We start from the raw sequence: 12,960 nt of genomic DNA, 5'->3' as shown, positions 1-12,960 counted from the left end.
TAGAGAATTCCCCAATCGGAGGGCATGGTGAAGAGCAATCGCGGCTATCAGATACCCACTTCTACAGAACTCACCCTCAAGGACGGACTGTCGGCGAAGCTGAAGGAACTCTGGGCAACTGCTCAAGAGAACAGCTACCACCTGTTCTTGTACGCTGCTGGACTGCGTGATCGTTATCTGGACAGGAAAAAGGATCAATACACTCCCGAGTTTAAGGACTGGTACACGAAGCAGGAGCTTCAAGTTTTCTTTGGGAAGTTGTCTTCATTCACGAAGTACGCGATGGCTGGCAATGTCGTGAACTTCTTCGCCAATGACTTCAGGGGCGGTAAATATGTGAACCAGCTTCCGCTCTCACGAAGCGCACTTTACGAGGTATGGCTGCTGAAAGAGATTGTTTCAGACTCTGAACTGGAGAAATTGTTCTTCTCAGGTGGCGACGACGAGGGACTAATAACGCCAAGCGCCAGCGTCTCAGATATATCAGCCTACCGCTATCGCCTACAGAACAAGGGATCCAAGCCCCCGAAGAGCAAGAACAAGAAGTTCAGCATTCCTCTTGCGACGATCTATGTGAGTCGTGATCTATACAGCTTCCAAAGAGGAACGGGTGTACATGTTGGTGCGGTGAAGCTTCAGGATGCCGAGAAGCTTCTCGCAGCTATCACAGGCAAGCTGAATCCAAACATGTTTGATGTGCGCGATAACCTCACAAAAATTGCCACGACCTACAAAAAGAAGGAAGATGTCGCTTCACCTTCGGCAGCACTACGGAAGCCCAAGGCGAAGAAGCCAGCAAAGAAGAAGTCGAAGCGATCATAGTGGTGCGACATGGCAAACATTCCGCGCTGAAAGATTGTTCGTGAGACTGAAGAGTATGATGATCTTCTGAAGGTTGCCCCCAAGACACGAAAACTTCTCAAGAAGCCAGCAGCCGAGAAGTCGCCTGCCAAGAAACTAAAGCCTGTGAAGAAACAGAAGCCAGCCGAAAAGTCCAAGCCTGAGATTTCATCGCTCAAGGTTCATCTGCCAAACAGAAAAGCTGCTGACAGTTTTGCAAAGCTGCTCCAGCGCCCGCTGAGTTCTCGGCACAAGACGATCCGATTCATGGGTCGTTGGAGTCCCAAGATGAAGACGGTCAAAATCAAAACGAAGGTACCCAAGTCACGCTGGCGCTTCATAGAAGAGCGTAAGAAGATTGTTCGTGAGAACTCAAAGCGCAGCAGCTGGAATACGGATGACTTCTTCAATCGCACTTGGGTGGACATGCCTCCGTTTGAGAACAAAGAGGTGTCTGTCTATCACACCATCACCGTCACATTTCCAAAGCTGGCTGACAAGATTGCCTTTGCCGAGTTGGTAAAGCAGCCCATCAGTGAGAAGACGAAGAGCATAGACTTTCCGTTCCAGAAGCCGAAAGAGAAGCGCAATCTCGTTTGGATTGGGCGCAAGGAAACCAGTCAGCCACGATATCCCATATTCATCATATCCAAGGGGAGGGCTCAATACGGTCCGCTTACAGCCACAGCTCTCAGGGATATAGGTGTCCCCTTCTACCTGATGGTGGAGCCACAAGAGTACAACAAATACCGTGTTCTATGTGACTGGGCGAAGGATGTGCTTGTTCTGCCCGAAGGTAATCACGGCAAGGGACCAGGGCGAGCAAGGAATGCCTGCTGGGATTATGCGCGAGACGTTCTCAAGGAAAAGCGTCACTGGTGCATAGACCACAATATCCGTGCCTTTTATCGGCTACATCAGAATGAGCGCATTCGTGTTGGAGATGGAACCATCTTCCGCGCGGCAGAGGACTTCGTTGACCGCTATAAGAACATCCCCATCGCTGGCTTCGGTTACAAGTTTTTCCATCCCGCTACCGAGACGCAATTCCCATTCAAAGTGAATACCCGCATCTATTCTACTCTGCTGATTGACAACGATTGCCCCTACCGCTGGCGTGGCAGATACAACGAGGACACCATTCTCAGTTTGGATGTTCTGAAGGATGTGAAGAAGAACCCAACTCATGAAGATCTGAATGCGGTCAATGCGGACGGGTCGCTCAAGAATTCCAAGCGTGAGCGGTTGGCTACTGTAGAGTTCATCACCTTCCTACAGGACAAGCTGAACACCCAAACACAGAAGGGTGGCAACACAGCAGAGTTCTACCAGAAAGAAGGCACTGCTGCGAAGTCAGCGATGCTGGTTGATATCCATCCCGATGTGGCAAAGACGGCAGATATGTTAAAAAGAGACCATCACAAGGTCCAGTTTGAGGTCTTTAGAGGCAAGTGGCTCATCAGGACAGACGAACGAAAAGCTGAACTGAAGGCAAGGAACTGGAAGCCGTTGAAGGACAAAAACTCTTATGGAATGAAGTTAGTAGATCTTATTTAAGGTAAGTACAGCTAGGTACTATTAGTTCAGCCGCCCAGACTGCGAACACTATTCGTCATCATTCGTAGGCAATTTGTCATTTCCAGTTGGAAATGAAGCTCAGTTGGTCTGTAAGGTTGCCGAAAATGGTGGGTTCAGAAAACTACGAAAGAATACGAATATCGATTTGCAACAAATCAATGGGTTAGCCGATGACGAAAAGCGGTTCCCAAGGGTTCGGAAATCACTTACTTCTAGGTAATGATTTGCAACGATACAAAATGACGAGGATCAGAATCGCATATATGACAAATCAAGCAATCAGCTTCGCCATCTTCCGCATAATAGGAAACTCGCTTCCTCCTCGTCACTCTCAAGACAACACCTTGAGAACGACCTCATATATTCTAGAGAATGAAGAGGAGTTCGAGGGGTGTGAAAAGATCTGGGTGCTTAATAAGATTGTCGATAGAAAAGACAAGACATCACTTCTTAATTTGTTGCGCGAGAGGAACCAGAAATTCATTGATATACCTTTCGATGTGGATGCTCATTTCAATACCTTCTTGGATGTGACAGGAGCTCCAGTCGCTCTGCGGTTCTCTCTCAAAGAGCAAACAGTATATCCGCACATCGCCGCTCAACTAGAAGAATGGAAAATCAGACATAAGTCCCAGCGACTTGTGGGTATCAATGAGGCGCGAAACATTGCATTGAAGCTAGGTCGATCGCGCTATGATTGGTCTGTCATTGCAGACGGAGGGGTAATTTTCTCCAAGCAAGGGTGGAATAATTTCGTAGTTGGAGTGACACAAGAACAACCGAACAAAATTTCTATCATCCAGATGTATCGTGTGTACGAGTGGAAGTCTTTGGAAGATTATGCTCCAGATGGATCGCAAGAAGAACCACAAATCGCATTTCATCGCGCTTCTGAAGAAGTGTTTGATCCTGTGCGGAGATACGGAAACCAGAACAAAGCAGAACTCTTAGCGCGATTGGGTGTGCCAGGACCATGGCAGGAATGGCGCCCAGCATCATGGGAAATACGACATCCTTATCCCGCTCCAAACTTCAAAAACTTTGTCGTCGCTGGATTCGTTTATCGCTTGCCTACTAATGGAGTTGGAGAAGAAACGTCGAGCGCTCGTTTTGTCAACCGTTTCTACGGGGTGCAAAACTTGTCATTTTCGATTGACGTGAGTAGTGCGCATGAGCGCAGAAATGTACAGGAAGAACTTCTTCCACGGTTTCCAGAAACAATAAGTGACGACGCTCTTAGCAGTGTAAAGCATTTTATAGACGAAGTCTTAATCATGCCAGATCTGTTCGTTACAGACAAGAACTTCACCGCACCAAGCGGCGATACACATGACTACTACTCCGTGGCTCCTCACTACTCATCTGCGGGGTTGAAGTACGACAGCTATACCAATGACGAAGACAGAGTAAAGAAGTGCAGTGATGCGGAAGCATTTAGAAATTTTGCGTGGCGCGTCTATGCATATTCGGTTGGAGGAGTAATTCTGAGGCAACCTCAGTTATCGCAAAAAGCAGTAAATTTAATAAAATCTTGGTTTGTCGATTCAAAAACAAAGATGAATCCAAACGTCCGCTATGCGCAAATAATTCCTAGATCTGATAAAATAAACGAGGTTGGCGTCATTGAATTGCGTCAGTTAATAAATGTGGTGAGTGCAGCTAAAGTACTCTTGATTTGTGGAGCTTTGGAAGGCAGCGAACTTCAAATGATAAAGAATTGGATACAGTTATTCTTAGACGATTGTGATAATTGTGCTATTAGGGAAAAGGCACTCCAACGTAAAAATAACATAGGGACGTGGTCAGCTGTCTTATTTGGCACCCTAGACCTTTTTTGTGATCGTTATCCAAGGTCGTTTTCTATTGCATATCAAGCAGCAGAACGATTGGGACAACAACTGGGACCCTTCTCAGTTCAGCTCAATGAAATTGGACGAGCAATGCCTCTTCATTATTGCCTCTTCAATCTCGCAGCCTGGTTTGAACTTTCCCAACTCTGTCGTGAATTTGGTATTGATCTTTATCGATTTTCGGGTGTTCACAATGAGAGCTTGAGAAATGCGCTTCAATTCTGTAGTGAAAACCGAAAGCAACACTCAGATTATAGCACCAATTCGCGCGAGTACGATTTTCGGATAGATACGCTTAAATCACTTTATGAACCAACTGAGACACGAAAAATTATTCTTGTTCCCACACCACATTGGGGACTTCGCCCAATTGTTTTCGCATAGGGATAGGATTAGTGGGTTGGAAAACTCAGTTCGCAACTGATGTCGAGCTTCACACCTTCTTGAACATATCGCCTCATAATGGAAGCCTTTCTCTGGAATGTATACCGAGCAATCTGATCAAGAGCAGCTTCAGTTGCTGGATCAAGCCTGAATGCGTAACGGCTCTATAAACAGCAGTCTAAGCGACCTGCAGAAGTCTATAAACACTGCCCACACCAATCTCCAGCCGCTTTGAAATCTCTTTGATGCCCATGCCGCCATCGCACAGAAGCTTCACAGAGGTGCGAACCGCATCGTTCAACTTGCTGGGGCGACCAATCTTCACACCCTGAGCCTGAGCCCGAGCCCGTTTCTCACCCGCCATGATGCGTTCTCTTATCAATTCGCGCTCATACTCGCCAAGAGCAGAGAAGATGCTGAAGATCATGCGACCAGAGGGTGTGGTGGTATCAATAGCCTGCTGATGGACATACAGGTCAACACCCATGGCTTGAATGTCGTTCATAAAGCCGACGAGATGCTGGATTGACCGCCCGAGCCTATCAATCGCCCAGACCATAATCAGGTCAAACTCGCGTCTGGTGGCTCGTTTTAGGAGCTGGTCAAATGCTGGGCGCTGGTCTCTACCCTTGGCTCCTGAGATACCGCTGTCAGAGAGTTCAGCGACGATGTGCCAGCCATTGCGCTGAGCCACTTCGCGCAGCTCCTGAAACTGGTTCTCAACGGTTTGGCTTGATGTAGAGACGCGGGCGTAGATGGCGACTTTCTTCGGCTTGGAATAGTTCATAGGGTTGCCTCCAATTACATTCTGGATATAGTTGCGGTAGGGTTTTGGACAAGCAGATCCGTTCGCTACGGCGAAGCCATCTACGCAACTGGACAGATAGAATTGGGAGGTACCTGCAATGATCAATGCTAAGAGTGTTGCCCTTGCTGCTGCATTTATTGGACTTATGGTGCAGTCCAGTCTGGCGGAAGAGCCGTTTAACTTGGTTGGCACATGGAAAGGTGTTAGCTCACCGATTTTTATCGGTAGCACTGGTCATTTCACCGCCGACAATTCGGGTGTGAACTGGGGCAAAGAGACTGAGTTGATGTTGGTGTTTGAAGAGCAGCGCGGCAATGATTTTGTGGGAAAGAGGGTGTCGAAGAACCGCAGCGAGCAGTTCATCGGCTCTATTTCACCGAACAACAAGGACATTATCCTGGTCGATGAAGAAGGCACGGCTATCATGACAGTCGTCGATGAGAACACGATTGATAATTGCTACAGCCACGTGACTGCCGAAAAGCGCTTTGCCTCATGTTGGGTTTTGAGGCGGGTGAAGTGAGCATCTCTTCGTCTTCGGCAGTTCAGTCAAGCTGGGCTGCTCGTTCCTATAAATGTTGAAGGGCTGGAGGAATAGCGCTTCTCTTCCGCTTAAACCCCTGAAAATAGGCGATTTTTGGCGATTTGTGAATAGCACAAAAGCTTCACAAATGTCCACAGTGTTGCCAAGCTATTGTTTTCGTTGTATGTTCTGATAGACCCAACGTTCTCCGAAGGCAGAGGTCACAGGTTCGAATCCTGTCGGGTGCGCCATTTGCGAACAAAACCACTAACTTTTCCAGCAGTAGTCTGCTGGCTTGCGATGACGGCTGCGAGAGAAGCCTTGTCGCCGGTGATCTGGATCTTGCAGTCATTGACGCGGATCTCCTGGAAGACGGCGCGGAGATAGGCCTTGCGGGCCTCGATGTCGGCAGCGCCGAGCTTGTCAAGGAGAAGCAAGGCGAAGGAGTCAATCGCTCAGAGGTAAGCGCAGTAAGCGGCTCGGGTGAAGGTGTAGCACGGGAAAAGAGATACGACATTAGGTGGATGTGTATGCATCGTCTAGGTGCATTTAAGGGCTTCTGCTGCTGGCGTGTCTCGGGTCTTCAAGCGCAGCAGTCTGAATCGGTTGCCGCGGGACACACGGTTCAGGAATTTCAACATCATGACCTACGATAGGAAAAGCCAAGCGCCCGTTCGAGTTCATGGTGCAGGGGCAGCGGATCAGTGACTTGGCGCCCTTTGCAGAGCACGATCCGATCGGCCTGGTCGCGGCAGATGAGTGCATTCAGGCTGCGTGCAGAAAAAATGATCAGATTGGCCGGTAGTCCTGCACCAAGCCTGCCAAGGTCAGGCCGGCCGATCAGGTCTGCCGGAACCCGTGAGGCCATGGCGAGACTCCCGGTCAGCGGCTCGTCTGCCTGAAATATTCGAATGGCTTGCTTCAACGTATCCAGCATGTCGTGGTCGCCATAAGGGAACCATGCATCTCGGCAATTGTCGCCCCCGATCGCCAAGGCCAGGCCAGCAGCCCGAATTTCATTCGCCGCGGTAACGCCACGCCAGCGAGGCGTGCGTCCAGGCTTGCGATCCATGAGATACATCATCGGGGTGGGCATCGAGACGAAAGCCAATTCTGCCTGCTTCGCAAGTACCAGTGTTTTTTCAATCACGTCAGGCGGCTGCAGCGAGAGGTTCACACAGTGGCCAAGCACGACTCGGCCCTGAAAATCGGCTCGCAGGCGCGCAGCGGCAATCTGGGGAATCGTGAAAGCGGAAAGATCGTTGGTCTGATCGACATGCAGATCGATATCCAGGCCACGTTCCTTCGCCAGGGCAAACAAGCGGTCAAGGGCATGGTCCAGCGTGTCATAGGTTCCATTTTCACCACGCTCCAGAGTATCGGTAACCCCGCCCAGAATGCCGCCTCTGCTGACCGTCAGATCGGCAAGTTCACGGGCCTCTTCACCAATCCACGCCTCCATCGCCGCGATAGTGACGGCCTGTAACTCGACCCGCCCCGCCCATTTGTGGCGAAGTTTTTCGAACACGCTGTAGCCGCGTTGTGACAGCGACAGGGTTTCACTGTCCACATGCGTGCGGATTGCAGACACGCCATGCACATGGGCACAGGCAATCCCGAACTCCATCCGCAGAGAGAGGTCCGCATCCGTCCAAAGCGGCCAATCTGCTGCAGTCTGAGAAAAGCCTCCGTGGATGGTGCCGTCGGACCGCACACGCGGAATGGACTGCCCGCAGTCCAGGTGCGTATGCATGTCGATCAGAGCAGGCCACAGGTGGCGGCCATCAAGCATGATGCGGGAACCGTCCACCGGCCCGGCGCCAGCAGGAAAAAGTCCTGCGACCTGGCCCCGGTCGACCAGTACATCCAGGAGAAATGCGCCTTCACGATCCTGAGCGGCGCCGGCGGGAGGGTCGAGGACCAATTCCGCCGGCACCCGGGACGTTGCCAGTAAGAAACGACTATCAGCTGGAATAGTCAGTGGTGTCTCAGACTGCATCTGCCACCCACCAAACAGCGTTGCACCCGAAGACTCAAGGACCGGTCAGAAACCAGCCTTGATCTTCTCGAACTCGGCAACTTGCCGATCCCGGAGAGCAAGATCGAATGGAAGCTGTGGAAGGGTTGGCCCGTCAATGGGGCCCAGCCCTGCATTTTCCAGGATTTTTGGATCAATCGCCTTCATGCCTTCAGCATTGGCATGGCCGTATCCAATATTGTTGACCAGCGCAGCAGCTGCTTCCTGCCTGATCCATGAATTGACATAGTCATAGGCCTTTTCTTCGCTTCCCTTTCCATTCTTGAGATTGATCAAGCCGCAAAACCAGGTGGTGACACCCTCCTTGGGCGTGCGCTGGTAGCCAACAGGAAAATTCTCCTTGCGCAGAAGGGCAACCCCGTCTGGCCAGGACCAGGCCACGAGAACCTCGCCTGATTTCATCAGCTGCACCAGCTCACTTCCGGAACTGGTGTAGGCTCGCACACCCGGATGCACTTTGCGCAGCCAGTCTTTCGCAGCATTGAACTGCTCCTCCGTCACCTTGGTCCAATCCGTGACGCCAGTCGCGAGATAGGCGAGCGCCCAAACATCGTCCGCGGCATTTGGCAGGGTGATGCGGCCCGCATACTTTGGATTGGTGAATACCTGCAACGATGCGACATCATCGGCTGGAACTTTCTCAGTATTGTAGGCGATGGCCGTGGCGCCCCAGTCAGCCGGAATGATCCAAACTCCCGCCTCGTCCTGAATCACACTGGATTTCAGAAACTCTGGCATGATGTTCTTGAATTCAGGGATCTTGGATACATCCCACGGCTCGATCAGGCCAGCCTCGCGGTATTTTGGCACCATCATTGCACAAGGGTGCGACACATCCGCCCCGAAGCCTGAGGTGGCCTTCTGGAACGTATCGTCGTCTGACGTGACGAAGGAGTAAGTAGGCCGATCTCCCCACTTCTCTTTATAGGTTGTGTAAAGCCCCTCAATGTCAAAACCGGGCCAGTCCGTCACGACCAACCCAGGGTCGTCAGCATAGGCTGGTACCAGGGAAGCCAAGAGGAACGAACCAAACAGCAATCGCCTTATATTCTTCATCTCAGGTCACTCCTGTTGATAGGTTAACGTGGCTCCGGCCCGATAAGATCCAGGACAAGAGCCACACAGCGGTTCAAGTCATCTCAACGCATGCTTCGCAAATCATCACGCTCAACAGCCCGAAGAGCGGCAATCTCTCTCCGCTCCAGGCGCCGACCTGCACTCATGTTAGATATTTTACCCCCGGCTTCTCGCAAGAAAATCGATGCCGACGCCCCAGTTTTCCTTTTGGCAAGGCAGTCGCCACCTCACATAGAACTCCAACCACCCGGGCAATGAGAGAATGCGGAAAGGCAGAGCTTTCCAGTACCGACCTCCATAACTGGAGCTTCAGGCAGCAGAAGCGCTAGCGGAACAGGGTCAACGCACCAGCGCTCCACGCCACCCGGGTGGGCATGCCAATACCCAATACCGGCCTGCCAAAAACATTTCGCATCGAGACACGGACCGGACGGGTTGCGCCATCCAGTCTCACATCATAGTAAGTCAAGTCACCATAATAGACGACATCCACCACTGTGGCGTTGCTCTCTCGGTCCGGCGCGGCGTCACCCTCAAAGAGAATTGTCAAAGCCTCTGGACGAAATCCCACGCTCGCCCCACGTGAGGATTGCCGTTCGGATACCTCGCTTCCTCTCATTGTCAGGCGGCCAAAACCCTCAGCATCGACTTCTACGATGCCACCTGTCTCTGATATCACTTCAGCTGACAAGAAGTTCATGGTGCCAACAAATTCTGCTACACGCCTTGAAGCAGGCCGCTGATAGAGAGTCTGCGGATCCGCAAGTTGCGCCACCTCGCCTTCAAACATCACGGCAATTCTGTCCGACATGACAAGCGCCTCCTCTTGGTCATGCGTCACCAGAACAAAAGTAATGCCAACCTGTTGCTGCAGCTTGATAAGCTCTGACTGCATCTGCTCGCGCATCTTCTTGTCCAATGCAGAAAGAGGTTCGTCCAACAGCAATACCTTCGGCTTGAGAACAAGGGCCCGTGCAAGAGCAACCCGCTGCCGTTGGCCACCTGACAGAGCCTGCGTATTCCTCGCCTTAAAATCTCTCATACCAACCATTTCCAGGGCTTCTGCCACCGCCCGCCCCTTTTCTGCAGGCGAGCGTGAATCGTGTCTGAGACCAAAGCCTACATTCTGCTCGACAGAGAGATGTGGAAAAATCGCGTAACTTTGAAAAACCATATTTGTTGGTCTGAGATTCGGTGGAACTGAACCCATGCTCCTTCCATCAATCAAGATCGCCCCGGACGAGATCATCTCGAAGCCCGCAATCGTGCGCAATAGCGTGGTCTTTCCACATCCCGACGGCCCGAGAAGCGAGAAAAACTCCCCTGCCTGTATTGTTGCGTTGATACCCCGCAAAGCATGATAGTTGCCATAGTGCTTATGCACGTCCCGAAGCTCAATCATTACTGCTTGTCCCTCTTTCACCGGGACTCCCCCATTTGATTGCCCCCGATTCTGGCAAGACCACGCTGTCGGACATGTTCGGCCACTCCAATCAGCACGACTGAAAGGGCTACAAGTATCGTGCCCAGTGCCAGCATCGCGGGAACCTTCGCCGGAAACCGGAACTGTCCATAAATATATGCTGCCAGTGGCGTATTCGTTCCGCCAAGAAAATAGGCGATGACAAATTCATCGAGTGAAATCGTGAAACATATCAGTATGGAAGAAACGATTCCAGGCATGACAAGTGGAAGAGTTATCAAGCGGAACGCTGAGATGGGTGTCTCGCCCAGGTCGCAGGCAGCTTCCTCCAACGACTTATCAAGCGACTTGAAAGCCGTCGACAAGATTACTGTCGAAAATGGTATGCAAATGAGCACATGCCCCAAAATGATGGTCCATAGCGAAAGGTGAATATCAATTGTCAGCAGTACAACCAGTATTGACATGGCAATGATGATATTCGGTAAAACCATGGGCAGCACAATCATGCCGGCAAGCCCGCTCTTAAGCGGGAAATTGTACCTTGTGATTGCCCGCGCCGCAAAAATCCCAAGAATCGTTGAAATGACTGCAGTGGATCCCGAAACGATGAGTGAATTTTGCAAGGCAAACAAAAGCTGATCATCCTCCCACATTGTCAGGAACCACCTCGTGGTTAGACCAGACAGCGGAAAAGCAATGACACTTGATTCGTTGAAGGAGAAAACAGGAAGCAGTAGAATTGGTGAATAAAGAAAAAATAAGTACAGAAGCGTATAGGTGCGAAGGCCAGCAAACTTGATCATCACTGGTTCCTCAGGATCCTGCGATTCATCAGAAGGAATAAGCAGCTGGTAGATACGATGGCGAGCATGACCATAATTGCAATAGCGGACCCAAGCCCTTTGTTGTTAAGCTTGAGCATCTGGACTTCGACCAAATTTGCGATCATGGGGAATTTGCCGCTGGCGATGAGGTCGGGCGTTACATAGTCACCGAAAGTTGGAATAAAGACGATCAGTGCAGCTGCGACAACGCCTGGCATCGACAAAGGCAGGGTAACTCGCAGAAATGTGCCGATCGCGGTTTCCCCAAGATCCCGGCCAGCTTCCAAGAAAGATCGGTCAATTTTTTCCAGAGCAACAAATATAGGAAGGATGGCGAATGGTGCATATGCATGGGCAAGCGTGAAGATCATGGCGATGATTGGATTGACTATAAAGGACATTGGCTCGGTCGTGATGCCGACGATCTCGAGGGCCGAGGATATGACACCACCATAGCCAAGAATTACTTTCCAGAGGAACACCCTGATGATGTAGCTGGTCCAGAAGGGTATTGTGATCAGAAACAGCCAAAGCGGCTTTCGGCTTGCACTCACATGAAAGCTGACAAAATAGGCAACTGGATAGGCCACAGCCACAGTGGCCAACGTTGCAATAACCGATACAACCATGGTCCGGAGAAGGATCGTGCGAAAGATTGGATCAGTCAGGACCTCGCCATAGTTCCCAAGAGTTAATGCGCCGCCCGCTCCTCTGGGCTCAACCGATAGAAGAGAGTATGCAGAAATCGCAAGAAGTGGTCCGGCCATCAAGATCAAGACATAGAATGCCGTTGGACTGATCAACAACAGGCCAAACCGTGCCTCTCGTGCTGCGGAGCGCTCCAGGTCATTGGCCTTGCTGTTCATTTTCTAAATCTACTCATGGGCCGGTAACTGTTCGTGGAGGCGGTCCAGGCTAAACCCATGGACGTCGCGGAGGACGGAAATAAAGCCTGTGGCCCGATGTTTTATAATTGCCCATCCCTTTTCAGAGGTGGCAGCCGCTGCATTCCCGACTGCGCCGTAACGACTCAGATCACCGATCTTCCAGCCAAACTGTACCAGACCATGTCCGCGCAGTTTTTCGAATTCCCGTTCAAATGCTTGTTGCGCCGATCTGAAGTCAAGTGCCTTTTCCATGCGCACCAGCGCCGGTTGCAACGCCAGCATCATGGAGGTCTCTTCGTCTCCAGCGTGAATTCCATAAGACGTTTCAGCAACGGTCAACACGCCTTCGGGGATACCCAGTCGTGACCAGCTCGTAGCAACCACCAGCATGCCGTGCCTTATCCGGAGCTCACGCGCCACAACATCCATGATGGGTATGTTGCCACCATGCGATGTGACGATAACCAGCTTTCGGACGCCCGCTCGTCTAACGCTTTCACCGATGTCAAGCCAGCTCTTGGTGGCGTTGTCCCAGGAAAGTGTAAGTGTGCCGGCGAAGTCTATATGTTCATTTGATTTGCCAATCTGCTGTACAGGTAGGAATACAACTGGCAGGTCGGATGGCAGTACCTTGGCGATATGCCCGATCATGCCTCGGGCAATTGTTGCATCTGTGGAGAGAGGCAAGTGAGGCCCGTGCTGTTCAATGGCAGCTACCGGCAGGA

12 protein-coding genes are annotated in these 12,960 nt (G+C 51.1%); 4 read left to right on the top strand and 8 right to left on the bottom strand.

The features are described from left to right. Positions 1–24 precede the first annotated feature (24 nt). From ACILRN_RS11460 to ACILRN_RS11450, 3 genes are all read left to right on the top strand, one after another. Positions 25–822, top strand: coding sequence for a hypothetical protein (locus tag ACILRN_RS11460; protein WP_395688412.1), 798 nt, complete (start codon positions 25–27; stop codon positions 820–822). A gap of 144 nt (positions 823–966) precedes the next feature. Next, positions 967–2,397 (top strand): hypothetical protein, encoded by a 1,431-nt coding sequence (locus ACILRN_RS11455; RefSeq protein ID WP_395688411.1) that lies wholly within the window; start codon positions 967–969, stop codon positions 2,395–2,397. 284 nt (positions 2,398–2,681) lie between these two features. Further along, on the top strand, positions 2,682–4,652 hold the full coding sequence (locus ACILRN_RS11450; protein WP_395688409.1) for an alginate lyase family protein: 1,971 nt from the start codon (positions 2,682–2,684) through the stop codon (positions 4,650–4,652). A 178-nt stretch (positions 4,653–4,830) separates the two neighbouring features. Here ACILRN_RS11450 and ACILRN_RS11445 read toward each other — a convergent pair whose 3' ends face one another. After that, entirely contained in the window at positions 4,831–5,439 is a 609-nt protein-coding gene (locus tag ACILRN_RS11445; protein ID WP_395688408.1) for a recombinase family protein, read from the bottom strand. Between the two features lie 118 nt (positions 5,440–5,557). On the opposite strand from ACILRN_RS11445, the gene ACILRN_RS11440 reads away from it, so the two are divergent. Continuing rightward, positions 5,558–5,983, top strand: coding sequence for a hypothetical protein (locus tag ACILRN_RS11440; RefSeq protein WP_395688406.1), 426 nt, complete (start codon positions 5,558–5,560; stop codon positions 5,981–5,983). A 221-nt stretch (positions 5,984–6,204) separates the two neighbouring features. Here ACILRN_RS11440 and ACILRN_RS11435 read toward each other — a convergent pair whose 3' ends face one another. The 7 genes from ACILRN_RS11435 to ACILRN_RS11405 all read right to left on the bottom strand — a co-directional run bounded on the left by ACILRN_RS11435 (position 6,205) and on the right by ACILRN_RS11405 (position 12,958). After that, on the bottom strand, positions 6,205–6,420 hold the full coding sequence (locus ACILRN_RS11435) for a hypothetical protein (protein WP_395688404.1): 216 nt from the start codon (positions 6,418–6,420) through the stop codon (positions 6,205–6,207). Positions 6,421–6,623: 203 nt separating this feature from the next. Beyond that, on the bottom strand, positions 6,624–7,982 hold the full coding sequence (locus ACILRN_RS11430; RefSeq protein ID WP_395688403.1) for a cytosine deaminase: 1,359 nt from the start codon (positions 7,980–7,982) through the stop codon (positions 6,624–6,626). 45 nt (positions 7,983–8,027) lie between these two features. Then, positions 8,028–9,077, bottom strand: coding sequence for a PotD/PotF family extracellular solute-binding protein (locus tag ACILRN_RS11425; protein ID WP_395688402.1), 1,050 nt, complete (start codon positions 9,075–9,077; stop codon positions 8,028–8,030). Between the two features lie 346 nt (positions 9,078–9,423). Next, entirely contained in the window at positions 9,424–10,500 is a 1,077-nt protein-coding gene (locus tag ACILRN_RS11420; RefSeq protein ID WP_395688401.1) for an ABC transporter ATP-binding protein, read from the bottom strand. Between the two features lie 17 nt (positions 10,501–10,517). Further along, positions 10,518–11,327 (bottom strand): ABC transporter permease, encoded by an 810-nt coding sequence (locus ACILRN_RS11415; protein ID WP_395688400.1) that lies wholly within the window; start codon positions 11,325–11,327, stop codon positions 10,518–10,520. Continuing rightward, positions 11,327–12,214 (bottom strand): ABC transporter permease, encoded by an 888-nt coding sequence (locus ACILRN_RS11410; RefSeq protein WP_395688398.1) that lies wholly within the window; start codon positions 12,212–12,214, stop codon positions 11,327–11,329. The genes ACILRN_RS11415 and ACILRN_RS11410 overlap by 1 nt, the downstream gene beginning before the upstream one ends. Before the next feature lie 9 nt (positions 12,215–12,223). Further along, entirely contained in the window at positions 12,224–12,958 is a 735-nt protein-coding gene (locus ACILRN_RS11405; protein ID WP_395688396.1) for a creatininase family protein, read from the bottom strand. Between the last annotated feature and the right edge of the window lie 2 nt (positions 12,959–12,960).

It is taken from the genome of Aestuariivirga sp. (assembly GCF_044238155.1).
Taxonomy (GTDB): domain Bacteria; phylum Pseudomonadota; class Alphaproteobacteria; order Rhizobiales; family Aestuariivirgaceae; genus Aestuariivirga.
Note: the sequence above shows the minus strand (reverse complement) of the source record. Positions and strands in the feature narration are given on the sequence as shown.